Below are 23,580 nucleotides of genomic sequence, written 5' to 3' on the forward strand. Positions count from 1 at the left end.
GAGAGGTCTTGTCGATTGTGCCGGCGTGCAGACCGGCATCAACCATTGTAACGACCTGTCAGGAGTTTGTTACCGAGCCTGGCCCGTTCCGGCTGCTGTGTCGGCAGCGAGAGCGGCTCCGACGATGCCTGCCGCGTTCAACAATGTGGCCGCCACCACCGGAGTTCGGTTGGTCAGGTGCGGAATCCACTTCTCGCTCTTTCGGCTGATTCCACCTCCCGCGATGAACAGATCGGGCCACAGAAGTGCTTCGAAGGTCTCGAGAACCTTGGAGACCTCCTTGGCCCACTCCTTGTACGAGAGATCTTGGTTCTCCTTGACCGAGGAGGCTGCGCGGTGCTCGGCTTCCTTGCCGTCGACTTCCAGGTGCCCGAATTCGGTGTTGGGTAGCAGGACGCCGTTGTGCAGTACGGCCGAACCAATGCCGGTGCCGAACGTGAGTAGGACCACAACCCCGTTCTTGTCCTTACCGGCCCCGTACCGATCCTCTGCCACGCCCGCGGCATCGGCATCGTTGAGAACGGTGACCTGGTCGTGCCCGAGTGCTGCCGAGAAGAGAGCCTTGGCGTCGGTGTCGATCCATGCCTTGTCGATGTTCGCCGCCGATCGTGCGACCCCGTTCGTCACAACAGCGGGCAGCGTGACGCCTACCGGTCCGGTCCACTCGAAGTGAGCTGCGATCTGAGCGACAACCGCGGCCACCGAGTCCGGGGTCGACGGTTGCGGAGTGTCGATCTTGAATCTGTCGCCGACGAGTTCGCCGGTGAGCAAGTCCACGATTCCACCTTTGATACCGCTGCCGCCGACGTCGACGCCGAATCCCTGGCGTTGGCGTGCGTCCGACGGCGTCGATTCCGAAACTGCCTGTGTCATGTGACGTGTGCTCCTGGTGTCGGGGAATCCGTGCGCAGAAAGTGCTGTACCCACAAAAAACCGTGCCTCCAGAGAATAGTGCTCGGCGGCGGAACCGGTAGTGCCATGGCCGAAGACGAGCGGAACCGGTAGTGCCATGGCCGAAGACGAATCGTCCGAGTGGTGCCATCGCGTCGTCCTGTGATGCGATGGTGCATGTGCCGATATCACCGACCCAGACCGCCGGATCCTTCGATGACGCCACCGTGGCGCGGAATCGTGAGTTGGCGGAGATTGCCCGCGATGTCGCGTCCATAGCGGCGTTGCACGTACGCACCAGGCGACCTGAGGTGTTCGGGCCGGGTGCGGACTCGGGGACCGCGGACACGGGAGCCGCGGTGACGACGAAGAGCACACCGACCGACCCGGTCACCGTGGTGGACACCGAAACCGAACAGCTGTTGCGTTCCTTGCTCGCCGAACGCCGACCGGACGACCGAATTCTGGGTGAGGAAGGCGGGGGCAGTACCGATTCGGTTGCGGGGACGCGCTGGGTACTGGACCCGATCGACGGAACGGTGAACTTTCTCTACGGCTTGCCTGCATATTCGGTGTCGGTGGCCGCGCAGGTGGACGGCGTCAGCGTTGCCGGTGTCGTGGTCGACGTCGCCCGTGACATCGTCTACAGCGCGGCGAGGGGCGCTGGCGCCACCGCGACGCAGTCTGGCGGGGAACCGGTCGATCTGGTGTGCAACCCGGTCGGCGACGTCTCACTTGCATTGGTGGCCACGGGGTTCGGTTACGGCGCGGAACGGCGAACGGCGCAGGGCCGAATCATCGCCGAACTACTGCCGCGTATTCGTGACATCCGCCGCGTGGGGTCGGCTGCGCTCGACCTCTGCATGGTCGCGGCCGGCGCCGTCGACGCCCACTTCGAGCACGGTCTCAGCCCCTGGGACTGGGCGGCAGGCTCACTCGTCGCGGAGGAAGCGGGCGCGGTAGTCGTGCTTCCCAGCGCTGCTTCGACCACCAAAGAGGGAGCAGTGACCATCGCGGCAGCCCCGGGCATCGGGTCTGCGTTCGTCGAGTGTCTCGCCTCCATCGGCGCACTGGACCCGATTCCAGTCGACTGAAGAGCCGGACCCGATCGAACCCGGTGAGCGTCAGCAGCGGGCGGTTCGGGCTGCTTCGAGCAGATCGATGTCGAGTGGCGCGGGCGTCGAACCCTGAGTGATTCCTGCGAGGGACTGCAACACAGACTCGGCGTCGGCATTCGGCTGCAGGTTCTTGAAATACGTTCCGAGGGCCAGATCGACGGTGTCGTCGGCGCGGCCGTCTTGGATCAGCTCGGCGCAGGGTGCGGCCAGCCACACCGCACTGGCCGCGGCCTGCCCGTTCGCGCCGAAGCGGATCTGGCCTTGACACTGCATGTTCTGGTCGATGTAGACCGGATCGTTTCCGACCTGCACGTCCGGTGCGCTCGCGAAACCGTACTCGCTGAGATCTGCGGCAACGGTTGCAGCCTGTCCCCGCTCACCGTTGGCGTTGAACACACGCACCTTCGTGGCCGACAACGCTGCAGGCTCGACATCGAGGAGCGCGTTCGGATCGACCCGCTCACCGAGGGGGGCAGGGACGGTTCCGTCGGTCGCCGGCGCAGTGGACGGAGCGTTGCACTCGACAGTCGTGGCCAGCGTTTCACCTGAGGTGAAGACCCGAATCCAGGTGAACACCCCGAGAAGCGCCAGTGCGAGCAGGACGATCATGATCGGCAGCGCGCGGCGTCGCCGAAAGGGCCGGCCTCGATCGTCGAACGATTTGCCCTCGGTGATCATTGAAACCACGGTGTGGACGCGCCTTTCCTTCGCCAGGATCGAATACGCGAGCCTGCCCTGTCGTCGACAGTTCGAGCGCGCGTGCTCACTGTAGTTGGCCCGCTCGATGTGCTCGCTGCGAAGGCATGGAATGTATGGCGCATCGGTGGTGTTCACCCATCATTGCAAGACGGCAGAGATCGACTCGGCGATGCGGTTTCGCCAAAGTCACTTCACTCGGCTATTGTCTGGCGGCCCCGGTGGTTTCGAAAGTGAGACTCAACCGTGGTGGACGGCAATGGCGGGTGATGTCTCGATCGGGTTTCAACCGCGGTCGTACGGGCAATATCCGGGTAGTTTCGCGGGCACCTTCCATCATTGCCATTCGTTGGATCGACCAGCCGGATCACTGAAGTACGACGGCGAGAACGCAAAACGGTGAAGCGCGAGGCGCGGAGATTGCCGAAGGGCACATGCTCCACGGCCGACGCTTCATCGAAACGAGTGCGAGACGTTTGCACCGAACACACGCACGAGGACGAGGGGTACGAAAGAACAATGGCAACCGACTACGACGCACCGAGAAGAACAGAATCCGACGATGTTTCGGAGGACTCTCTCGAGGAGCTGAAGGCACGCCGAAACGAGGCGCAGTCCGCGGTGGTCGACGTGGACGAGTCGGACACGGCGGAGTCGTTCGAGCTTCCCGGAGCAGATCTGTCCGGCGAAGAACTATCGGTTCGGGTCGTTCCGAAACAGGCCGACGAGTTCACCTGCTCCAGCTGCTTCCTGGTTCATCACCGGAGCCGGCTGGCGAGCGATGCCAACGGCATTCTCATGTGCAGGGATTGCGCGGCCTGACAGCGACGAACGTCGTTTCACGACGGTGAGGCCGAGACCGCTCAGGCGCGGTCTCCGGGGGTGGGCCGAGCCAGTGCAGCGACCAGGTCCTCCGGACGTTTGGTGCTGATCAGCCAGTAGGGGGTGGGATCGTCGGGATCGTCGAGAACTACCAGGACCATCTGTTTGACCCAGGTGCGGTGTTGTACGAAGGCAAGGGGATCGAGCTGCCTTCCCAGCGCCGCACTTTTTGCTGTTCCAGGCACGACCGCGGCCTTGGAGATAACGTTCAGCGGCAGGTGAGCACGCCCGACGCGTAGCTCGCCGCCGCCGTCACCACCGTGGGAGACCTCCACCGTGAGCCTGCTCAACCAGTAGAGTGCCCAGATCGGAAATGGAAGCAGCAGCAGGTAGGGGAGCCACGCGCGCAGTCCGGGTGCGCCCATATGCACTTCGGCGGCGAGGAGGGCACCGACAGCGAGCCCGGCAGGCCACCACCACAGCGGAACCCACAGTTTCTCCGAGTGACGGAGTTCGTGCCCAGCCGTCTTGTTCGGCTGGGCGTCGGATTCTAGATCGCGCTGTGAGTCCTGTGGCACGTACACCAGACTAGTGGGTCGAAGTGGGTCGGTCACTGCGCGGACTGCCGCGGACCGCCGCAGTCTCGCGAGGACCGAGGTCGGGGGCAGCGTAGTCTCGGAGCACGTGAGCGACGATTCGACTAGCAACAGCGGCACACCGGCGACCGTCGCCTCGGCGGCCGGTTCCATGATGTCGACCCCTCCACAGGTGCGGGTCACGAGGCTGGACGCGGACCTGCCGATTCCGACGCGAGCTCACGACGGCGACGCAGGCGTCGATCTGCACATCACGGCCGACGTCTCAATTGCCCCCTTCGAGCGTCTGGTCGTCGGAACCGGCATCGCGGTTGCACTTCCATACGGGACAGTAGGACTCGTTCATCCGCGGTCGGGTTTGGCCGCGCGGTCCGGGTTGTCGATTGTCAACGCACCCGGCACCATCGACGCCGGGTATCGCGGGGAGATCAAGGTGTGTTTGATCAACCTCGACCCACGAGAGACCATCGATCTGGTCCGAGGCGATCGGATCGCGCAACTGGTGGTTCAGCGCGTCGAACTGGTGACGTTCGTCGAGGTCTCCTCGCTCGACGACACTTCGCGAGGCAGCGCTGGATACGGTTCGAGCGGCGGCCACGCCGGGCTGGAATCGATTCGAGAGGAAAAGATCTGATCATGTTCGGACGTCGTAAGAAGAGTGCAGACGAGCCCGAGACCGATAATGGTTTCTTCGGTGACCGAGAACCGGCCGCTGAGGTCGAGGAGAACATCGACGAAGACCAGCCGCGTGAGCAGCTCGACGCGGATCAGGGGCCGTTCGACCTCGAAGAGCTGGACGAGACTCGCGATTCCCTCGCCGAGACGAGACTCGATCTCGGATCCGTCCTCGTACCGCTACCCGCAGGCGGGCAGCTGCAGGTCGAGATGACTCAGGCCGGCGCTCCATCGGCCGTGCACGTCGTCACGCAGTACGGACGAATCACGATTGCAGCGTACGCAGCGCCGAAATCGCCCGGCCAGTGGCGCGAGGTGGCCGCCGATCTCGCGACTTCCCTCCGCAACGACAAATCCGAGGTGTCGGTCGAAACCGGCCCGTGGGGTCGCGAACTGCACGGCGTCACCGCCAACGCGGATCTGCGCTTCATCGGCGTCGACGGCTACCGGTGGATGGTTCGGTGCGTGCTGGCAGGCCCGGCAGGCAACGTCGGCGCCGATTCACCGCTGGTCACGATCGCCCGTGACGTTCTGTCCCAAACCGTGGTGGATCGTGGGACCGATCCACATCCGGTTCGCACGCCGCTACCGGTCGTTCTTCCGGCCGCATTGACTGCGCAGCTCGCCGCTGCCCAGCAACAGCAGGCAACGCAACAAGCCCAGCCCGTGCAGCAAGCCGCCCAGCCTGCGCCCGCGGCCCAGCCCGCCCCTGACGCTCCCGCCGGTCCCACTCAGGGACCGCGTCGTGGATCGTCGGGGTCTGCGATGCAGCAGCTCGGGGGCTGAAACGAGTTCGTATCCGTCCGCGGTCTCGTCAGAGGAGCCCGGTCAATGCGTCGACGGCTCGAAATCCCAGAACGCCCGGGTCGTGACCGATGTCGGACAGCGTGACGGCTGCCAGCGAAGAGTCGGCAATCTCCGTGTTCCAGATCTCCGCGATTCCGAAGGGATGCACGGGGTCGTCGACGGCCGCCACGATGGCGGTGGGCGCACGCACGCCCCGCAGCGACAGGCGATCGGGCGCCACGAAATCGGCAGCCTCGATCAGAGCTGTCGGTAGATCCGGCCATTGCGCGCGCCACGATCGCGACAGGGTGTCGGCCAACCAGCCGGGGGTCGAGTCGGTCATCGCGGCGATGGTGTCGTCGAGTCCCGACGCGAGCAGGTTCGCCGCGGTGTATCTGGCGCTGGCAGCCGCAGGTGCGCCGTCCGGAGCCCCGATCCACGGCGGTAACGCCGCAAGGATCGCGAACACCCGATCGGGAAACCTCGATGCCCACGCGGTTGCGACGGCCGCGCCGATCGACACTCCGCCCACGATGATCGGCCCGTGCGCGTCGAAGGCCGCAACGAGGGCCGACTCGTAGGATGCGACGATCCCGGTGGGGTCCGGCTCGACTGCTTCGGTGACCACGCCCACGGCCGACAACGCGCGCCCGAACGCATCGGCGACGAACCGTGCGTCGGACCCTGTCCCTGGGAGGACGACGGCGTGTTTTGCCCATTCGCTCATCTCCGAGATTGTGCACGCGTGGCGCGGATCTCATTCGCCGCGGTCACTCGTCAGGTGCGATTGGCCGCCCGGGTTCTGCAGGTCTACAGTGGCGGACGTACCTGCCGCCGACGGTGGCACCCGACGTCGATGCTCCAGGAGCGCGCAATGGCACCCGCTGCCGCAGGATATTTTCGCAAGCTGACGCGGAAGTTGACCGAGGACGTCGAGCAGCTCGATGCCGAAAAGATGGCGGAATCACCTGACGCGTCCGGCGCGCAGCGTGCATGCGATTGCTCTCGCGGCGACGAGGTCACGATGTTCGGCCGACTTCGCAGTGTCGACGCATGTTCGAAGGCGGCCAACGCGAACATCGAAGCAGAGTTCTTCGACGGAACCGATCCTGTGACGCTGGTGTGGATCGGCCGTCGCAAAATTCCGGGTATCGAACCGGGTAAGACGGTCCTCATTCGCGGCCGTGTAGGGGAGCGCGACGGTCGGAAGATCGTCTACAACCCGTATTACGAGCTTCGCGACGATTCCTGACGCCCTTCCTCGGCGCCGCCGACGCGGTGTGGCACGCTCGTAGCCGTGACCGACAGTGAAGGCGGACCCGTCGAGGACCGCAAGCAGACCATTCTCGAACAGCTCGGTGGGCTGACCGGTCTCGTTGCATCGACGCTGCCCGTGTTGGTGTTCGTGCCGGTCAACAGCATTTTCGACAGCTTGGCGGCGGCAATCTGGTCAGCGCTCGCCGTTGCGCTGGGGGTCATGGTCTGGCGGCTGGTGAAACGGGCGCCCATCCAGCCTGCGATTTCGGGTTTCTTCGGCGTCGGAATTTGCGCGTTCATCGCCTACCGAACCGGTGACGCGAAGGGCTACTTCCTGTTTGGCATCTACACGTCGCTGGCCTATGCAGGTGTGTTCGTGATCTCGATGATCGCGCGGTGGCCGCTGGTCGGTGTCGCGTGGGGTTACCTCAACAGCAAGGGCACGTCCTGGCGAAGCAACCGACGGGCTGTGGTGTCGTACGACATCGCCACGTTCGCATGGGCCGTCGTGTTCGGCGCTCGCTACCTGGTCCAATCGCAGCTCTACGATGCAGACCAGACAGGATGGCTGGCGGTTGCGCGGATCGGCATGGGTTGGCCGCTCACCGGGGTAGCGCTGTTGATCACATTCTGGGCTGTTCGACGGGCCGATCGCGCACTGGAAGAGCAGGCAGAGCGACCGGAGCCGGAACTCATTCCACGAGATCCTGATACTCGGGATGCTTCGTGAGAAAGCTCACCACGTAGCGGCATTCGGGACGAACACGCAGTCCCCGCTCGCGGAGATCGTCGAGCGCCTCGCTCACCAACTTGCCGGCGAAACCCAATCCCTCGAACTGAGGATAGATCTCGGTGTGCAGGAAGGTCACGACGTTCTCGTGACGTGAGTACTTCTCGATTCCTGCCACTTGGTTGCCTGCGATGATCTCGTACCGCGAGTTCTCGGCGTTGTCGGTGACCACCGCGGTCTCCCGTGAGATGGTCATTGCAGACCCACGGCCTTACGCAATTCTCCTTCGACCTCGACCGAGGCGACGAACAGCAATTCGTCTCCGCCTTCGAGGGGGTCGTCCTGTTGGGGAACGATCACCCTCCCTCCGCGCAGAATGGTGACCAGCGCAGCGTCGCGGGGAAGTGCGAGCTTTCGGACGGGTTTTCCTGCGAGCGGCGTGTTCTCAGGAAGTGTCACCTCCACCAGGTTCGCCTGCCCCTTGCGGAACGTCATCAGGTGCACCAGATCGCCCACCGACACAGCCTCCTCGACGAGCGATGCCAGCATGCGTGGTGTCGAGACCGCTACATCGACTCCCCACGACGAGTCGAACAACCATTCGTTGCGCGGATCGTTGACACGTGCGACGACGCGGTTGACGCCGAACTCGGTCTTCGCCAGCAGGCTGAGCACGAGATTGGCTTTGTCGTCTCCAGTTGCCGCGATGACGACGTCGTACGTTTCGAGCCGTGAGGCTTCGAGCAGGGACAGCTCGCAGGCGTCGGCGAGTACCCATTCGGCTTCGGGGATCGCGTCCTTGTCGACGTGATCGAGCTTGCGTTCGAGCAGCATCACCGAGTGCTCGCTTCGAATCAGCTCTCGGGCAATGGATCTCCCGACGGCTCCCGCGCCTGCAATTGCGACTCTCATGAAATTCCGTCTCTGTGAGGGGCGGCTGAAGGACTAGTCATCGGACGGAGGTGGATTGGATGCCAACGCAATGGCTTCGGCAACCGTGCCGGAGACCGCGGCCACGTAGATCTCGTCCTCGGACTGGATCACTGTCTTTTTGTCGGGCAGCAGTCCTGTGCCGAAGCGGATGAGAAAGGCCACACGCGACCGTGTCGAGTCCTCCAGGAACGAGAGCTTCTTGCCGATCCAACCCTCGTGAATGTCGAGAAGAACTACCGCGACGCTGCCCGAGGGGTCGCGCCACTTGGTGGTCGGGTCGTCTCGCAGTAGGTTGTGCAGGAATCGATCCGTAGCCCACGGGACCGTCGCGACTGTGGGAATTCCGAGCCGTTCGTACACGGCCGCGCGCTTGGCGTCGTATATGCGCGCTACCACCTTCTCGACACCGAAAGTTTCGCGCGCCACGCGAGCCGCGATGATGTTCGAGTTGTCGCCGGACGACACCGCTGCGAACGCTTCGGCCTTCTCGATGCCAGCCTTGACGAGCACATCGCGATCGAACCCCATCCCCACGACGCGATGACCGTCGAAGGACGGGTCCAAGCGGAGAAACGCTGTCTCGTCACGGTCGATGACGGCGACCTCGTGTCCGATCCGCGCGAGAGCGCCAGCCAGTGATGCACCGACACGGCCGCACCCCATCACCACTACGTACACAGGCACAGCTCCATTCGAATCGCTTTTCGTCCCGGCGCTCGGAACATGATCACACGACGACACCAACGTAACGGGCCTCAACGCGGTAATCGAGCGCGGACGGCTTGGGGTTTGGCAGAACCGGGCATTTCGGGTCCGAAAGGGCACCGCTCGGCGCGTTTGGACGCTCCGGTGTTCGACGAGGAATTCGAGCGCCTACGCTTTCACCGTGTCCAAGCTCTCGACCGCCGCCAAGCGGCTCGTGCTCGGTAGGCCGTTTCGCAGTGACAAGCTAGGTCACACCCTCCTCCCGAAGCGCATTGCACTACCGGTGTTCGCGTCGGACGCCATGTCCTCGGTCGCCTACGCACCGGAAGAGATCTTCCTTGTTCTCTCCGTGGCAGGGATTTCTGCGTACGCGCTCACACCGTGGATCGGCCTCGCGGTCTGTGTCGTGATGGCAGTCGTCGTGGCCAGTTACCGACAGAACGTTCACGCTTATCCGTCGGGCGGCGGTGACTACGAGGTCGCGACGGTCAATCTCGGGCCGACGGCAGGGTTGACCGTCGGCAGCGCGCTCTTGGTCGACTACGTGCTCACCGTCGCGGTGTCGGTCTCGGCGGCCGCGTCGAACATCGGTTCTGCTGCTCCGTTCGTCGCTCAGCACAAAGTGTTGTTCGCAGTCATCGCGATCGTGCTGATCACGTCGGTGAACCTGCGCGGTATTCGTGAGTCGGGTGCCGCCTTCGCCGTACCGGTGTATGCATTCATGATCGGGATGTTCGTGATGCTCGGCTGGGGGCTGTTTCGCGTCTACGTACTCGGTGACCAGTTGCACGCCGAGTCCTCGGGCTTCGAACTGAAAGCCGAGGACTCGCACCTCTACGGCATCGCGTTCGCGTTTCTCATCGCCCGCGCGTTCTCCTCGGGGTGCGCGGCGTTGACCGGTGTGGAAGCGATCAGCAACGGCGTGCCCGCGTTCCGCAAACCCAAGTCGCGTAATGCTGCAACGACGCTGATGCTTCTGGGCGGCATCGGAATCGTGCTACTGATGGGAATCATCCTGCTGGCCGAGAAAATCGGCATCAAGTACGCGCTCGAGCCGGCCGAGCAGTTGATCGGTGCACCCGACGGCTACCACCAGAAGACTCTGGTCGCGCAGCTCGCGGAGGCGGTGTTCAACGGATTCCCGATCGGATTCTTCTTCATCACCGTGGTGACTGCCCTCATCCTCGTCCTCGCTGCCAACACCGCCTTCAATGGATTTCCGGTGCTGGGCTCGGTCCTGGCTCAGGATCGTTACTTGCCGCGGCAGTTTCACACTCGTGGTGATCGGCTGGCGTTCAGCAACGGAATTCTCTTTCTCTCCGCTGCCGCCATTGCGTTCGTCGTGGTGTTCGACGCCGAGGTGACCAAACTCATTCAGCTGTACATCGTCGGCGTGTTCGTGTCGTTCACCTTGAGCCAAACAGGCATGGTTCGGCACTGGACACGCCTGCTGCGGGTCGAACAAGACCCTGATCAGCGGCGACGTATGTTCCGGTCGCGAATCGTGAACAGCGTCGGATTGGCCCTGACGGGAACCGTCTTGGTGATCGTGCTCGTCACCAAGTTCGCTGCCGGGGCGTGGATTGCGATCGTTGCGATGGTCGCGGCATTCGTGCTGATGCGGTTGATCCGAAAGCACTACGACACTGTGGCCCGCGAGCTCGAGAACGAGGAGTGGGACGGCGTGTTGCCGAGTCGTACACATTCGATCGTGCTCGTGTCCAAACTGCACATGCCCACCCTCCGGGCATTGGCCTACGCCCGAGCGACTCGCCCCGACACCCTGGAAGCAATCACCGTCAACGTCGACGAGCCGGACACTCGTCAGCTCGTGCGGGAGTGGGAGGCAAGTGACGTAGCGGTTCCGCTCAAGGTCGTGGAGTCGCCCTATCGCGAAATCACCAAGCCAGTGCTCGACTACGTCAAGCGTGTCCGACGTGACTCGCCGCGGGACGTCGTGACGGTCTTCATTCCCGAATATGTCGTCGGACATTGGTGGGAGCAGATTCTGCACAATCAGAGTGCCCTGCGTCTGAAGAGCCGCTTGCTGTTTCAGCCGGGAGTCATGGTGACGAGCGTTCCATGGCAGTTGCGATCCTCGGCGAACGCGAAGCGCGAAAGTATCGAGAATGCACCGGGCGCATCGCGCCGTGGCTACGAGCCGCAGACGGGGAAGTGACGATGACCGACAGCTGGTTCGGAACGACCGTCGAGGTGACTCTCGGCAAACCAGGCCACGGAGGATTCTGCGTTGCTCGACACGACGGTCGTGTGCTGTTCGTGCGCCACGGCCTCGAAGGCGAAACGGTCCTGGCGAAGGTGACAGAAGATCGTGGAGGATCGTTCTGCCGGGCGGACGCTGTGGAGATCGTGACCGCCTCGCCCGACCGAATCGCTGCGCTGTGCTCGATATCGGGTCCGGGCGGTTCCGGATGCTGCGATTACTCGCACACCACTCTTGCCGTTGGGCGGGCGATGAAATCGTCGGTGCTACAGGAGCAGCTGCGCCGGATCGCCGGAATCGAGCGGGAGGTGACCGTCGAGGAACTTCCGCACACGGGTTCGGGTGCCGGATGGCGCACCAGAGTGCGGCTCGCGGTGGACGGCGCAGGCCGTCCCGGCTTCCACCGGTACAGAAGTTCGACGATCGTGACCGACCTGAGCTGCCCGCAGGCAATGCCCGGCGCATACGACGGATTGGCCGAGGCTCGGTGGCGACCGGGCTCCGAATTGGCGGTCGCCGTAGACAGCGCGGGGGATCGGCACGTCGTCGAGATAGCCGCGCCCGCGGTGTCGAACACAGGAAGGCGATCGCCCGGACGTCGAGGTGCGTCAGCCCGTCGTGCTGCATCGGCCAAGACCCGTGCGGAGAAACCGGTCATCGGTACCGGGCGGGTGCGTGAGACGGTGTCGGGTCGCGAGTGGGAGCTCGACGCAACAGGATTCTGGCAGGCGCATCGCGGTGCAGCGCAGGTCTACAGCGACGTGGTGCGCGAATGGGCCGGGATGAGCGACGGCGACGTCGCCTGGGATCTGTACGGCGGCGTCGGAGTGTTCGCGGCGATCCTTGCCGACGACGTCGGTACGGGCGGACAGGTGATCAGCGTCGAATTCTCCCGTCGCGCCGCGTCCGACGGCGCCCGTGCCCTCGAAGACATACCCCAGGTGAGGTTCACCCCGGGGAGGGTCGAGAGGAGCGTCGACGCGTTGCCCACGCCGACCGTCGTCGTCCTCGATCCGCCCCGATCGGGAGCGGACAAGGAAGTGGTCGCCGCAGTCGCGTCCCGGCGACCCGACCGCATCGTTCACATCGGCTGTGACCCGGCATCGTTCGCGCGCGACGCGAAACTTTTCGCAGATGCGGGTTATCACCTCGACGAGGTGCGAGCGTTCGACGCCTTCCCCCTGAGCCATCATGTCGAGTGCATCGGACGTTTCGTCCGTTAGCTGACTCGACCGATGCGCGAGTCACTCACGTAAGTTCTTTCCGGTGATCCAACGGAATCGTAAGTCCCGAATTGTGACCGCCATCTCGATGTTGTCCGCGATTGCCGCAGTAGGCGTGGTCGTGTCATGTTCGTCGGTGTCCGAGAATTCGGACGACAGCGCCGAGCAGTCCTCCTCCGACTCCGCGTTTCCTGTCTCGGTCGACACGAAATTCGGCGAGGTCACTGTCGACACGCGTCCGCAGCGGGTTGTCGCGCTCGGGTGGGCCGACGCGGAGACTGCATTGGCGCTCGGGGTGCAGCCGGTCGGTGCGAGCGACTGGCTTGCGTTCGGTGACGACGGTGTCGGTCCGTGGGCTGACGGGTTGTACGAGCAAGCGCCCGTGTTGATCGGTACGCAGGAACCGTCGTACGAGGCAGTGGCCGCATTGGAGCCCGACGTCATCCTCGATACGAAGAGTTCGGGTGACCAGGATCGCTACGACAAGCTTTCGCAGATCGCACCCACGATCGCTCTTCCCGAGGGTGCGGACAACTACTTGACCACCATCGAGCAGCAGGTGACGATGGTGTCGGCGGCATTGGGGGAGTCGGACGCGGGGGCGGACCTTCTCGCGGGGCTCGAAACGGACTTCGCCGCTGCGGCAGAGGCGAATCCTGAGTTCGCGGGTCGGACGATCACCGTGGGAGCGTTCAGTGGGACGGGTTACGGTGCGTACATTGCCGACAATTCGAGGCTGTTGTTCATGCGCAAGCTCGGATTCGTGTCCAATCCAGCCATCGACGCGCTGACCCCCAAGGGCTTTTCGGTCCCGATCTCCGAGGAAGAACTCGGCTTGCTCGACGCCGACGTCGTGGTGATCTTCCCGATCGAGAAGTCCCCGTCGGAGGTGACGGACAACCCGCTGTTCCAGAACATCCCGGCGGTGCGCGATGGTCGATCGCTGGTGTTCGAAGACCCGATGATCGCAAAGTCGTACTCCACCAACTCCATACTGTCGGTACGCTACGCGATCGACGCGGTCGTGCCGCTGATCGCCGATCGGGTCAAGTAAGGACCCGAAGCTCCCGGCAAACCCGCAGTTCTCAGCGGCCGGCGACGACCGCCACCGGTACGTGTGTCGATGACGTGCGTGCGAGTATGCGTTGTGCTCCGCACCGACAGTGCTGGTAGCTGACCGTTCCTTCGCTCGTGTTGTGGCTGCTCGCCGTCGTCCAGTTGTGCGGATGGGATTCGGTGGTTGTGTCTGTGTGCATGTCATCCACTGTGCTGTAATGGTCTTATGCACATCAACCCTTACGGCGAATATGCGGTTCAGTTGGGTGTTTCTTTGTTCAACTCGCCACCGATGACGCCGGCCGAGCTCGGCGAGCGATGCGCCGGGGGCGGTCTAGTGGTCGATACCGTCCCCAGCGACGCCGATCTCGTCGACACCGCAGCGTTTCTCGCGGAATGGGCGACGGTCGTCGATGCCGAAACCGACGTCGAGCGGGCCGACATCTTGAACGGTCTGCTCGCTCGGGCGTCGGCGTACCCTCGGCTGACGAACCACGCCGGTGACGGTTGGCACATGCACTATCGCGACCCGAACATTCCACTCGGATCGGTGTTACGCGCTCTGGTGAGTGTGGGGACTGCGCTGCACCTGACCGGGCGCGGGATGAATCGGCTGGGACGCTGTGCCGCCGAGGACTGCGTGCTGGTGTTCGCCGATGTCTCGAGGACCGGCCGTCAACGGTACTGCGGCACGGTGTGTTCCAATCGCGACGCAGTCCGTCGGCATCGCGCGCGTGCAACGGCCGGGCACGCGCACTGACCGTCAGGTCTTGCGGTTGTAGAGCCGCATCGTGATCGGACCGAAGATCACGAGGAAACCTGCGCACATCGCAGCCGTCACAAGCAGCGTTGTGCCGTCCGGTTCCCCGTTCATCAGGGATCGAATCGACGTGACGAGAAAGCTGACCGGGTTGACCTCGACGAACGCGCGGAGCCAACCCGGCATGGTCTGCGGATCGACGAAGATGTTGCTGGCGAACGTCAGCGGAAACAGAATGAACATCGATACGCCCATGACTGCGGCCTCGGTGCGCACGATCATCGCGATCATCGTCCACACCCAGGACAGGCAGAACGAAAAGACGAGCAGAAGCGCGATGGACAGTACGACGCCGACGATGCCTCCGTCCGGGCGGAAACCGATGATCACGCCGAGGATCAGCACGATCACCGATGCGAGCGAATAGCGAACCACATCGCCGAGCAGAGCGCCGACGAGCGGTGACGGGCGCCAGATGGGAAGCGACCGAAAGCGATCGAACACACCCTTCTCGATGTCTTTGTTCAACGTCACGCCGGTGTACATCGTGATCATGACCACGGTCTGGACCAGAATTCCTGGCAACAGGAACTGGATGTAGGCCTCGGTGGATCCCGCCAGCGCGCCGCCGAACAAGTATGTGAACAGCAGCGTGAACATGATGGGAAACATCGTCACGTCGAACAGTTGCTCGGGTACGTGCTTGATCTTGAGCAGAGCCCGCCAGCCGAAGGACAACGAACTTGCCACTGCACTCGGCCGAGCAGGCCGGGTCGAGCCGCTACGAAGAACATCCGCGACCGAGGCGGACGTGTCGGACTTCCGAGTCGACGTCGTGGTCATGAAGAAATCTCCGTTTCGGTGATCGATTCGTCGTCTGCGGCATGGCCGGTGAGTGCGAGAAATACCTCGTCGAGGCTCGGCTGTCCGATCGCGAACGACGCCACCGCAATATCGGCGTCCTCGAACGCCGGTAGCGCGGCGGCAACCGAGGATGCGTGATTCAGACGGGCGGACAGGGCTACAGGGTCGGGTTCCTCGACAACTGCCTCGGACAACAGTGATCTCAGGATCGCGGCAGCATCGGCGCGTCGAGCCGGATCGACAACGCGTACGTGAAGAGATCCGGCGCCGACGGACGCCTTGAGCTCGCCCGTGGTGCCCTCGGCTATCACCTTTCCGTGATCGATGACCGCGATCCTGCCGGCAAGCTGGTCGGCTTCGTCGAGGTACTGGGTCGTCAGAAGGACCGTTGTCCCGCCCGCGACAAGGGCACGCACGATGTCCCAGACCTGATTGCGGCTGCGTGGGTCGAGCCCGGTGGTCGGTTCGTCGAGAAAGATCAGCTCTGGTGTGACGATGATGCTCGCTGCGATATCGATCCGGCGGCGCATTCCGCCCGAATACGTTTTGACCTGGCGACCGCCGGCGTCGGCGATTCCGAAAGCAGTCAGCAGCTCGTCTGCTCGCGAGCGTGCTGCGGGACGGGAATAGCCGTAGAGCCGCGCCAAGAGGATCAAGTTCTCGGTGCCGGTGAGGTCCTCGTCCAGAGAGGCGAACTGCCCCGTCAGCGATACCTTGCTCCGAATGCTGTCCGCCTCGGTCGATGCGTCGTGGCCGAGGACACGCGCGGACCCGCCATCGATCGGAAGGAGCGTCGCGAGCATCCGTATCGTCGTGGTCTTGCCCGCTCCGTTGGGCCCCAGAACTCCGTATACACCACCGGACGGGACCGACAGGTCGATTCCATCCACTGCGACGGTGTCGCCGAACCGTTTGATCAGGCCCGTTGTCTCGATAGCCGGCATGTGTCCCATTCCTCCAACGTTGTCCGAATTGGACGCCTGATGCAATTCATTTTCCCGCGTAGCCATCCGTTTCGCACGGTGTACCGAATATGTTGTGCGGCGGGAAAACGCGGAGGTTTCGGTGTGAGAGCTACATGAGCACTACTCTCTTGATCAATGAACGCGATCAGAGTCTATTCCGATGGGACCTTGTTCCGGTGAGCACCGATCCGACTTCGGGTTCACCGCTGTGGGGGACGCCGGAATCAGAAGACAACCCGTCGGTGGTCGAGGACGGCCAGGCTTGCGCAGTTCCCAGCGCGCAACTGCGCAATCTTCGTGCAGACGAGGCCGAACGACTTCGTCGACTCATGGCCGCTGTTGCCGCAGGCGATCAGCGGGCGTTCGGTGAGTTGTACGACGCCACGTCGGCGCGCGTCTACGGCATGGTTCTGCGAGTGCTTCGCGACCCTGGATACAGCGAGGAGACGACGCAGGAAGTTTTCCTCCAGATCTGGCGGTCGGCTCCCAATTACGACCCGAACCAGGGAAGCCCGCTCGCCTGGATCATGACCCTCGCTCACCGCAGAGCGGTGGACAGAGTTCGATCCGAGCAATCCGGAACCGACCGCGAAGCCGCGTACGGAGCGATCAGCCACACACCCGAGCACGACGAGGTGCTCGAAGCGGTGACGCAGCGACTCGAGTCGGACGCAGTGATTGCATGCTTGGACACACTGACCGATACACAGCGTGAATCGGTCCGAATGGCCTACTACAGCGGATGGACCTACCGCGAGGTAGCAGAACGGCTCGGAGTGGCCGTGCCGACGATCAAATCGCGAATACGGGATGGACTGATCAAGTTGAAGACATGTCTGGGGGTGACACCCTCATGAGCGAAGCATCGCGACAGCGGCTGCTGGATTCGGCTGAGGTCTATGCGCTTCACGCCGTGAGCTCGGCCGAAGAGGCCGACATCGAACGGGACCTCGTTTCGGTCAACGACACCGCGCGCGTTCAGTTCAACATCTTGGTCAGCGAAATCCAGGAAACGTTGGCACTGATGTCGGTGCTCGATGCGGTCGATCCGCCTGCTTACCTCAAAACCCGTGTACTGGAAGAGCTCCCGAGTGCTGTGCAGGTGGTTCCGCAGCCTGTGGAGTCGAACGTCAGCAGCATGCGTCGTCATCGCGAACGTCGGAGCAACCGCGTGCGTATGTCCATGATGGCTGCGGCGGCCGCCGTCGTTGTTGCGGTAGGTGGCGGAGTCGTGGCGACGCAGGTACTCGGCAACGATTCGACGCCGAGTCAGGCGGAGCAGATCGTGGCTGCACCCGACGCTCGCGAGACCACTGCCGAATTCCCCGGTGGTGGAACCGCGACTATCTCGTACTCCCGCGATTCGAATTCGGTCGTGGTGAAACTCGACGGGGTTGCCGCGCCTGCTGCAGGCCAGGACTATCAGATGTGGTTCGTCGACGGCACACCTCGGTCCGTCGGGCTCGTGACTCCGGAGCAGTTGACCGCAGGCGACGGCACGGTCATCGAGGGTATGGGCCAAGCGACCAATTTCGCATTCTCGCTCGAACCAGCGGGTGGCTCACCGCAGCCCACCGAAGTACTGACTATGGCGACCCTCGACGCCTGAAAAAGCGGCTGTCGATCCCGGACGCATCTCGTCAGCGTTCGGGATCGAACTGTCCGAGCGACTTGATCGCTGTGTTCATCTGCATGTAAGCGCCTGTGGCGAGGTTGGTCAGCAGGTCCAGTTTGACCTCCGGCGCGTCGGCGGTGAGTGCGTCGAAGTCCGCCACCTCGATCACTGCGACCGACAGCGGTGTGTCGGCGCGAAAGTCGAGAATGAAGTGTGTCTTTGCCAGCAACGGCATTTCTCCGAAGCTCATACCTGGCGAGAGCGTCGAGATCCGGTGGCGTGACCCCCCGGGTGCGGTGAACGTCGAGGAGACCTGTCCCGCGAGGATGAGGAACAATCCCGCCGCAGGATCGCCGGTCCGAACGATGACGTCGCCGCGGGCGTAGCTTCGCATGCTCAACACCTCGGCCACCTGTGCATACCTCTGCGGATCCAGACCGCTGAGAACCGGATGATCCTGGGGGAGTATTACTTCGGGCTGTCGAGGTCCTACGCAATAGCGGTCGAGCAGGATCTCCTCGGCCCACTGCATCGCCGATCCCAGATCACCGAAGACACGCCCGTCGGCGCCCTTGGGATTCACGCTCGACGCAGTCTTTCCCATGACGGCACGCGGATCGACGAGGGACGCGCGGCAGCCGCGGTCGGCCAACTGCGTACGCAGACTGTCGAACATCGCTCGGGCGATGTCGCTGACTTCGTCGACGCCTCGGACGTCGATGACGAGCGCGTCGAGATCTTCGTCGAGGTTTCCGATTTCACGCACCGCGGTCTCGGCGCCGGAGAACAGAAGATCCCCGTGCAGTTCGTAGATCCGCGCCCTGTGTCCGAATTCGGCGATCGCGGCTTGCTCGATCTCACTGCGTCTGCGCCGGGAAGGCGTCTCGGCAATCGTGTACCGGCCGCGTATCGCCGACCGTGCCGCGCGTGTGACGTGCAGGAAGTGCAGTTCCAGTTTCTTGGACAGTTCACGACACGCATCGACCCCTCGGACGCTGTTTCCATGCTGGTCCAAGCGTGGTGAGTAGACGGCTATCCCCATCTGGCCGGGTAGTACCGCGAGGATGCCGCCACCGACGCCGCTTTTGGCAGGCATCCCTACCCGCGCGACCCAGTCACCCGCGCCGTCGTACATCCCGCACGTCGTCATGACGCTCAGTACACGTTCGACCAGCGCAGGGGCGAGCGCGCGTTCGTGAGTTCGTGGGTTGAGTCCGTTGTTCGCCATGGTGGCGGCCATCATGGCCAGGTCCGTGGCGGTGACGTCGATCGAACATTGCCGAAAGTACAGGTCGACAGCATCGTCGGGATCGCCGGTGATGATGTCGAACGAGCGCAACATGTAGCCGATGGCGCGGTTACGGTTTCCGGTGCGAGCTTCGGAGGAGTACACGTCGGGATTGAACGAGAGCCGACGCCCGGCGTAGCGCGAGTAGGCACTCCTGATGCGTTCGAAACGTTCTTCCCCGCTTCGTCCGGCGATCAACGACGCCGACGTGATGGCACCTGCGTTGATCATGGGGTTGCGCGGGCGTTCGGTGATCGGGTCGAGACTGATCTCGTTGAACGGTTCCCCTGACGGTTCGATGTCGATCTTTGCGGCAACTGCCGCTTCACCGCGGTCGGCGAGTGCGAGACCGTAGGTGAACGGTTTCGAGATCGATTGGATCGTGAACGGGACAGATGTGTCGCCCACTTCGTAGACGTATCCGTCGCTTGTGGCCAACGCAATTCCGAACCCGTCCGGCGTCACCGCGGCCAGTTCCGGAATGTAGTCGGCGACAGCGCCCGAGGTGTTGTCTCGGCAGCTGTCGAACACGTGCTGCAAAATCTGATCGACGACAGTCGGCATGAGGCAACCCTATGCTTCGACCTCGCATTTCGACTGTGATCACCGACGCGTCGCCGTAGTTGGGAACCGTGACCCGGCGGCAGTATTGTCGAGTTACGCGTGAAGTTCGGGTTCGCTCTACGACACGTTACGTAGACTGTGGGGATCGATAGTTCGTCGATGTCGTGTACGTGTGCTGTAACCGAAGATTTACCGGCCGGAGGGAGCGATCTCGTTGGGTGTCCTAGCCAGGGTCCAGACGCCTGAGGACTTGCGCCGCCTCGACCCGTCCGAAATGGCGGATCTTGCCGAGGAAATACGCGAGTTCCTCGTCGAGACGGTGTCCGCCACGGGCGGGCATCTCGGTCCGAACCTCGGGGTCGTAGAGGTGACTCTCGCGGTGCACCGGATCTTCGATTCGCCTCGCGACCCGATCATCTGGGACACCGGCCACCAGGCGTACGTGCACAAGATGATCACCGGGCGGATGGGCGCGTTCGACACCCTCCGCAAGCAAGGTGGACTGTCCGGATATCCCTCGCGCGCGGAGAGCGAGCACGATTGGGTCGAGTCCTCGCACGCATCCGCGTCGCTGTCCTATGCGGACGGCCTTGCCAAGGCCTTCGAACTGACCGGACAGAGCGATCGTCACGTCGTCGCCATCGTCGGCGACGGCGCTCTCACCGGCGGGATGTGTTGGGAAGCTCTGAACAACATCGCCGCGGGCAGGGACAGGTCGGTCGTCATCGTCGTCAACGACAACGGTCGGTCGTATGCGCCGACCATCGGCGGTCTGGCCGAACATCTCGCAGCGCTTCGTCTTCAGCCCGGATACGAGCGAATTCTCGACAACGGGCGTCGCATCGTCCGGAAGATTCCCCTCGTCGGGAAGACCGCGTACGCGATGCTGCACGGCATGAAAGCCGGCGTGAAAGATGCGATCAGCCCGCAGGTTCTCTTCACCGACCTCGGTATCAAGTACCTCGGACCGGTCGACGGCCACGACGAACAGGCACTCGAGTCGGCGCTTCGGCGTGCGAAATCCTACGGCGGCCCAGTGATCGTGCACGCGGTCACTCGTAAGGGCATGGGCTACGCGCACGCCGAGAACAACGTTGCAGATCAGATGCACGCCACCGGCGTGATCGACCCACTGACCGGTCGAGCCCGGTCGAAGTCGGCGCCGGACTGGACGTCGGTGTTCTCCCGCGAGCTGATCGATCAGGCGGCCGAGCGCGAGGACATCGTGGCAATCACGGCAGCGATGGCCGGACCTACGGGACTTGCGGCATTCGGTGAAAAGTACCCCGGCCGACTGTTCGACGTCGGTATCGCCGAACAGCATGCGATGACCTCAGCAGCCGGTCTCGCGCTCGGTGGACTGCATCCGGTCGTCGCTGTCTACTCCACATTTCTCAATCGCGCGTTCGATCAGCTTTTGATGGACGTTGCTTTGTTGAACCTGCCGGTCACTCTCGTTCTCGATCGTGCGGGCGTAACCGGTGCGGACGGCGCGAGTCACAACGGAATGTGGGACATGTCCCTTCTCGGAATCGTGCCGGGTATGCGCGTGGCTGCACCGCGTGACTGTGCGACGTTGCGCGAGGAGTTGGGTGAGGCGCTCGCGGTCGCCGACGGCCCGACGGCACTCAGGTTCCCGAAAGGTGCTGTCAGCGAGGATATTCCGGCGGTCCGTCGGCTCGATGGCATCGTCGATGTTCTCGTCGAGCCGGAGTCGGCCGGAAAGGACGTCCTCGTGGTGGCCGTCGGTGCGTTCTCGGTGTTGGCGATCGAGACGGCAGCACGGCTCACCGAGCTCGGTCTGTCGGTGACGGTGGTTGATCCGAGGTGGGTCCTGCCGGTACCGGAATCTCTCCTGAAGCTCGCGGAGGAGTTCAAACTGGTTGTAACACTGGAGGACTCCGGTGTCCACGGCGGAATCGGTTCGAGCGTGTCCGCCGCCATCAGAGCGGTGGGTGTCGACACTGTGTGCCGCGATGTGGGAGTGCCCCAGCGGTTCCTCGATCACGCGTCGCGCGAACAGATCCACCTCGAACTCGGGCTCACTGCATCGGATCTGACCCAGCGAATCGCCGGATGGGCGAAGGCTCTCTGACCCTGTTGACCCTCAACCGCTGAACTCGCCGGCCGAGGGCGACCATTCGGTTATTCGGATGTCCTCGACCAAACCGGCGCGGGTGAACGGATCGTGTGCGAACAATCGTGCAGCCGCATCCTTGTCGGCCGACTGCACGATGAACATCGCGCCGCTGTGGTCGGCAAGTGGCCCCGAGGATCGAATGGTTTTTCGGCGCACCATCTCGTGAACCCACGCGCGGTGATCGGTGCGGTGATCGTCGCGGCCGCCCGACGTGTCGGTGGTATAGGAGTATTCGACGACGAACATCGGCATGACGGTGCCTCCTCGTGAGGGTTACAGGATCATGTCCTCGAGTTCCATGCCCTTGGTCTCGCGGATCTTGAACTTGACGAAGAAGAACGAGAGCAATGCGAAGAACGCGAAGAACGAGTAGATGAATCCGAGACCGATCGAGTCGGTCAACGGCGGGAATGCAAGTGTGATGGCGAAATTCGCTACCCAGTTGGCGGCGGTACTGATTCCGAGGGCAACCGCGCGCATGTTGTTCGGGAACATCTCGCCCAACATGACCCACATGATCGGACCCCAGGTGGCCGCGAAGAAGATTACGAACAGATTTGCACCGATCAGTGCGATCGTTCCCCATGGCGCGGGCAACGTCAGCTCGTCACCCGAACCGGTGGCCTGAGTGAACGACACCGCAGCCAGCACGAGGCCGACGAACATTCCGATCGAGCCGATCTGAAGGAGATTCTTCCGCCCGAATCTGTCGACGAAGAGAATCGCGACGAAGGTCATGGTGACGTTGATGACCGATGTGATCACCGAGGTGACAAAAGACTGATTTTCGGTGAACCCGACCGACTTCCACAGCGTCGTCGAGTAGTAGAAGATGGCGTTGATGCCGACGAGCTGTTGCAGGATTGCCATCGTGATGCCGACCCAGACGATCGGCTGAAGGCCGAACTTCGGACCACGGATATCGCTGAACGACGACTTCGCCTCGCGCCGCAGCGTGAGTCGAATCTCCTTGACTCGTTCGGCCGGATTGACTTCGCCGGTGATCTCGGCGAGTACACGGGCAGCTTCTTCGTCCAGATGCTTGCCGACGAGGTATCGCGGCGACTCCGGAATGAGTGTGGCCAGGAATCCGTAGACGAGGGCAGGGACTACGCCCACGAGGAACATCCATCGCCAGGCTTCCATGCCGAACCACAGGTCGTTCGACGGGCCGCCTGCCGCGTTCTGCAGTACGGCGTCGGACAGGAGTGCCGCGAAAATTCCAACGGTGATTGCGAGCTGCTGCAGTGATGCGAGGCCGCCTCTGTAGCGGGCCGGTGCGATCTCCGAGATGTAGGCGGGGGCGATGACGGAGGCTATACCGATTCCCAGCCCACCGAGCACGCGCCAGAGCATCAAATCGGGGATGCTGAAAGCGAATCCCGACCCGACCGAAGAGATGGTGAACAGGGCAGACCCGAGCAGCATGACGCGCTTGCGTCCCCAACTGTCCGCGAGCCGGCCGGCGAACCAGGCTCCGACGGCGCAGCCGAGCAGTGCGATGGCGACGGCGAATCCGGTGACGAACGAGCTGAGGCCGAAGTTCTCCTGTATCGAGTCGACCGCCCCGTTTACGACCGAGCTGTCGAAACCGAACAAGAAGCCGCCGACTGCAGCGGCAATGGTGACGCCGATGACTTTCGCGGTGTGATTTTCTGCAGGCTGCGTCATG

General features: G+C 63.2%; 25 protein-coding genes. 13 read left to right on the forward strand and 12 right to left on the reverse strand.

The annotated features are described in order from the left end of the window. Positions 1-69: 69 nt before the first annotated feature. Positions 70-873 carry a polyphosphate--glucose phosphotransferase gene (gene ppgK / locus D8W71_RS15955; RefSeq protein WP_121119332.1) on the reverse strand — a complete coding sequence of 268 codons (804 nt, stop codon included), beginning with the start codon at positions 871-873 and terminating at the stop codon, positions 70-72. A 188-nt stretch (positions 874-1,061) separates the two neighbouring features. Here ppgK and D8W71_RS15960 point away from each other — a divergent pair, with 188 nt between their 5' ends. Continuing rightward, on the forward strand, positions 1,062-1,985 hold the full coding sequence (locus D8W71_RS15960; RefSeq protein WP_121114660.1) for an inositol monophosphatase family protein: 924 nt from the start codon (positions 1,062-1,064) through the stop codon (positions 1,983-1,985). A gap of 30 nt (positions 1,986-2,015) precedes the next feature. Here the strand turns inward: D8W71_RS15960 and cei are convergent, their stop codons facing one another. After that, positions 2,016-2,696: an envelope integrity protein Cei gene (gene cei / locus D8W71_RS15965; RefSeq protein WP_121119334.1), complete on the reverse strand. Its 681-nt coding sequence runs from the start codon at positions 2,694-2,696 to the stop codon at positions 2,016-2,018. Between the two features lie 528 nt (positions 2,697-3,224). Here cei and D8W71_RS15970 point away from each other — a divergent pair. Next, a complete protein-coding gene (locus tag D8W71_RS15970; protein ID WP_121119335.1) occupies positions 3,225-3,527 on the forward strand; it encodes a DUF4193 domain-containing protein in 303 nt (100 codons plus the stop codon). A gap of 41 nt (positions 3,528-3,568) precedes the next feature. Here D8W71_RS15970 and D8W71_RS15975 read toward each other — a convergent pair whose 3' ends face one another. Further along, the gene (locus D8W71_RS15975) at positions 3,569-4,105 is read right to left on the reverse strand and encodes a DUF3093 domain-containing protein (protein WP_121119337.1); all 537 of its coding nucleotides are present in this window, start codon (positions 4,103-4,105) and stop codon (positions 3,569-3,571) included. Positions 4,106-4,277: 172 nt separating this feature from the next. Here D8W71_RS15975 and dut point away from each other — a divergent pair, with 172 nt between their 5' ends. Beyond that, the gene (gene dut, locus D8W71_RS15980; protein ID WP_121114662.1) at positions 4,278-4,757 is read left to right on the forward strand and encodes a dUTP diphosphatase; all 480 of its coding nucleotides are present in this window, start codon (positions 4,278-4,280) and stop codon (positions 4,755-4,757) included. Between the two features lie 2 nt (positions 4,758-4,759). Next, on the forward strand, positions 4,760-5,584 hold the full coding sequence (locus D8W71_RS15985) for a DUF3710 domain-containing protein (RefSeq protein WP_121114664.1): 825 nt from the start codon (positions 4,760-4,762) through the stop codon (positions 5,582-5,584). Positions 5,585-5,612: 28 nt separating this feature from the next. Here D8W71_RS15985 and D8W71_RS15990 read toward each other — a convergent pair whose 3' ends face one another. Continuing rightward, entirely contained in the window at positions 5,613-6,311 is a 699-nt protein-coding gene (locus D8W71_RS15990; protein ID WP_121114666.1) for an alpha/beta fold hydrolase, read from the reverse strand. Between the two features lie 147 nt (positions 6,312-6,458). Here D8W71_RS15990 and D8W71_RS15995 point away from each other — a divergent pair, with 147 nt between their 5' ends. Next, positions 6,459-6,836: an OB-fold nucleic acid binding domain-containing protein gene (locus D8W71_RS15995; protein ID WP_121114668.1), complete on the forward strand. Its 378-nt coding sequence runs from the start codon at positions 6,459-6,461 to the stop codon at positions 6,834-6,836. Between the two features lie 45 nt (positions 6,837-6,881). Then, on the forward strand, positions 6,882-7,571 hold the full coding sequence (locus tag D8W71_RS16000) for a DUF3159 domain-containing protein (protein ID WP_121114670.1): 690 nt from the start codon (positions 6,882-6,884) through the stop codon (positions 7,569-7,571). On the opposite strand, the gene D8W71_RS16005 is transcribed toward D8W71_RS16000, so the two are convergent. Genes D8W71_RS16005 through D8W71_RS16015 form a run of 3 tightly spaced genes read right to left on the reverse strand, consistent with a single transcriptional unit; the run spans position 7,534 to position 9,182 of the window. After that, a complete protein-coding gene (locus D8W71_RS16005) occupies positions 7,534-7,827 on the reverse strand; it encodes a GNAT family N-acetyltransferase (protein ID WP_121114672.1) in 294 nt (97 codons plus the stop codon). The two genes, D8W71_RS16000 and D8W71_RS16005, sit on opposite strands and share 38 nt — an antisense overlap. Beyond that, complete coding sequence (locus D8W71_RS16010; protein ID WP_121114674.1) at positions 7,824-8,483, reverse strand: potassium channel family protein; 660 nt, start codon at positions 8,481-8,483, stop codon at positions 7,824-7,826. Before D8W71_RS16010 ends, D8W71_RS16005 begins: the two co-directional genes overlap by 4 nt. 33 nt (positions 8,484-8,516) lie before the next feature. Continuing rightward, entirely contained in the window at positions 8,517-9,182 is a 666-nt protein-coding gene (locus D8W71_RS16015) for a potassium channel family protein (protein ID WP_201265409.1), read from the reverse strand. 208 nt (positions 9,183-9,390) lie between these two features. On the opposite strand from D8W71_RS16015, the gene D8W71_RS16020 reads away from it, so the two are divergent. The 4 genes from D8W71_RS16020 to D8W71_RS16040 all read left to right on the forward strand — a co-directional run bounded on the left by D8W71_RS16020 (position 9,391) and on the right by D8W71_RS16040 (position 14,472). Next, positions 9,391-11,388: an APC family permease gene (locus D8W71_RS16020; RefSeq protein WP_121114678.1), complete on the forward strand. Its 1,998-nt coding sequence runs from the start codon at positions 9,391-9,393 to the stop codon at positions 11,386-11,388. 2 nt (positions 11,389-11,390) lie between these two features. Beyond that, the gene (locus D8W71_RS16025; protein WP_121114680.1) at positions 11,391-12,656 is read left to right on the forward strand and encodes a class I SAM-dependent RNA methyltransferase; all 1,266 of its coding nucleotides are present in this window, start codon (positions 11,391-11,393) and stop codon (positions 12,654-12,656) included. Between the two features lie 43 nt (positions 12,657-12,699). After that, positions 12,700-13,710 carry an iron-siderophore ABC transporter substrate-binding protein gene (locus tag D8W71_RS16030; RefSeq protein WP_236077459.1) on the forward strand — a complete coding sequence of 337 codons (1,011 nt, stop codon included), beginning with the start codon at positions 12,700-12,702 and terminating at the stop codon, positions 13,708-13,710. Positions 13,711-13,938: 228 nt separating this feature from the next. Then, a complete protein-coding gene (locus D8W71_RS16040) occupies positions 13,939-14,472 on the forward strand; it encodes a CGNR zinc finger domain-containing protein (protein WP_121114684.1) in 534 nt (177 codons plus the stop codon). A 3-nt stretch (positions 14,473-14,475) separates the two neighbouring features. Here the strand turns inward: D8W71_RS16040 and D8W71_RS16045 are convergent, their stop codons facing one another. Further along, positions 14,476-15,315, reverse strand: a complete 840-nt coding sequence (locus D8W71_RS16045; protein ID WP_121114686.1) for an ABC transporter permease — start codon at positions 15,313-15,315, stop codon at positions 14,476-14,478. Further along, the gene (locus tag D8W71_RS16050) at positions 15,312-16,289 is read right to left on the reverse strand and encodes an ATP-binding cassette domain-containing protein (RefSeq protein ID WP_201265102.1); all 978 of its coding nucleotides are present in this window, start codon (positions 16,287-16,289) and stop codon (positions 15,312-15,314) included. The genes D8W71_RS16045 and D8W71_RS16050 overlap by 4 nt, the downstream gene beginning before the upstream one ends. Before the next feature lie 125 nt (positions 16,290-16,414). On the opposite strand from D8W71_RS16050, the gene D8W71_RS16055 reads away from it, so the two are divergent. Together D8W71_RS16055 and D8W71_RS16060 are read left to right on the forward strand one after the other, a co-directional pair. Beyond that, positions 16,415-17,158 (forward strand): sigma-70 family RNA polymerase sigma factor, encoded by a 744-nt coding sequence (locus D8W71_RS16055; RefSeq protein WP_121114690.1) that lies wholly within the window; start codon positions 16,415-16,417, stop codon positions 17,156-17,158. Continuing rightward, complete coding sequence (locus tag D8W71_RS16060) at positions 17,155-17,910, forward strand: anti-sigma factor (protein ID WP_121114692.1); 756 nt, start codon at positions 17,155-17,157, stop codon at positions 17,908-17,910. Before D8W71_RS16055 ends, D8W71_RS16060 begins: the two co-directional genes overlap by 4 nt. Before the next feature lie 31 nt (positions 17,911-17,941). On the opposite strand, the gene glsA is transcribed toward D8W71_RS16060, so the two are convergent. Next, entirely contained in the window at positions 17,942-19,768 is a 1,827-nt protein-coding gene (glsA, locus tag D8W71_RS16065) for a glutaminase A (protein WP_121114694.1), read from the reverse strand. Positions 19,769-19,982: 214 nt separating this feature from the next. Here glsA and dxs point away from each other — a divergent pair, with 214 nt between their 5' ends. Further along, positions 19,983-21,863 (forward strand): 1-deoxy-D-xylulose-5-phosphate synthase, encoded by a 1,881-nt coding sequence (gene dxs / locus D8W71_RS16070; protein WP_121114696.1) that lies wholly within the window; start codon positions 19,983-19,985, stop codon positions 21,861-21,863. A gap of 12 nt (positions 21,864-21,875) precedes the next feature. Here the strand turns inward: dxs and D8W71_RS16075 are convergent, their stop codons facing one another. Together D8W71_RS16075 and D8W71_RS16080 are read right to left on the reverse strand one after the other, a co-directional pair. Further along, entirely contained in the window at positions 21,876-22,160 is a 285-nt protein-coding gene (locus D8W71_RS16075; protein ID WP_121114698.1) for a YciI family protein, read from the reverse strand. Between the two features lie 21 nt (positions 22,161-22,181). Continuing rightward, entirely contained in the window at positions 22,182-23,579 is a 1,398-nt protein-coding gene (locus D8W71_RS16080) for a sugar porter family MFS transporter (protein WP_121114700.1), read from the reverse strand. Between the last annotated feature and the right edge of the window lies 1 nt (position 23,580).

The organism is Rhodococcus sp. P1Y (assembly GCF_003641205.1).
GTDB lineage: Bacteria > Actinomycetota > Actinomycetes > Mycobacteriales > Mycobacteriaceae > Rhodococcoides.

Excerpts from the sequence above, each read along its gene's own strand:
- ppgK (WP_121119332.1), bottom strand. The coding sequence starts at position 873 with ATGACACAGGCAGTTTCGGAATCGACGCCGTCGGACGCACGCCAACGC.
- D8W71_RS15960 (WP_121114660.1), top strand. The coding sequence starts at position 1,062 with ATGGTGCATGTGCCGATATCACCGACCCAGACCGCCGGATCCTTCGAT.
- D8W71_RS15970 (WP_121119335.1), top strand. The coding sequence starts at position 3,225 with ATGGCAACCGACTACGACGCACCGAGAAGAACAGAATCCGACGATGTT.
- dut (WP_121114662.1), top strand. The coding sequence starts at position 4,278 with ATGTCGACCCCTCCACAGGTGCGGGTCACGAGGCTGGACGCGGACCTG.
- D8W71_RS15985 (WP_121114664.1), top strand. The coding sequence starts at position 4,760 with ATGTTCGGACGTCGTAAGAAGAGTGCAGACGAGCCCGAGACCGATAAT.
- D8W71_RS15990 (WP_121114666.1), bottom strand. The coding sequence starts at position 6,311 with ATGAGCGAATGGGCAAAACACGCCGTCGTCCTCCCAGGGACAGGGTCC.
- D8W71_RS15995 (WP_121114668.1), top strand. The coding sequence starts at position 6,459 with ATGGCACCCGCTGCCGCAGGATATTTTCGCAAGCTGACGCGGAAGTTG.
- D8W71_RS16005 (WP_121114672.1), bottom strand. The coding sequence starts at position 7,827 with ATGACCATCTCACGGGAGACCGCGGTGGTCACCGACAACGCCGAGAAC.
- D8W71_RS16010 (WP_121114674.1), bottom strand. The coding sequence starts at position 8,483 with ATGAGAGTCGCAATTGCAGGCGCGGGAGCCGTCGGGAGATCCATTGCC.
- D8W71_RS16025 (WP_121114680.1), top strand. The coding sequence starts at position 11,391 with ATGACCGACAGCTGGTTCGGAACGACCGTCGAGGTGACTCTCGGCAAA.
- D8W71_RS16040 (WP_121114684.1), top strand. The coding sequence starts at position 13,939 with ATGCACATCAACCCTTACGGCGAATATGCGGTTCAGTTGGGTGTTTCT.
- D8W71_RS16045 (WP_121114686.1), bottom strand. The coding sequence starts at position 15,315 with ATGACCACGACGTCGACTCGGAAGTCCGACACGTCCGCCTCGGTCGCG.
- D8W71_RS16050 (WP_201265102.1), bottom strand. The coding sequence starts at position 16,289 with ATGGGACACATGCCGGCTATCGAGACAACGGGCCTGATCAAACGGTTC.
- D8W71_RS16055 (WP_121114690.1), top strand. The coding sequence starts at position 16,415 with ATGAGCACTACTCTCTTGATCAATGAACGCGATCAGAGTCTATTCCGA.
- D8W71_RS16060 (WP_121114692.1), top strand. The coding sequence starts at position 17,155 with ATGAGCGAAGCATCGCGACAGCGGCTGCTGGATTCGGCTGAGGTCTAT.
- glsA (WP_121114694.1), bottom strand. The coding sequence starts at position 19,768 with ATGCCGACTGTCGTCGATCAGATTTTGCAGCACGTGTTCGACAGCTGC.
- D8W71_RS16075 (WP_121114698.1), bottom strand. The coding sequence starts at position 22,160 with ATGCCGATGTTCGTCGTCGAATACTCCTATACCACCGACACGTCGGGC.
- D8W71_RS16080 (WP_121114700.1), bottom strand. The coding sequence starts at position 23,579 with ATGACGCAGCCTGCAGAAAATCACACCGCGAAAGTCATCGGCGTCACC.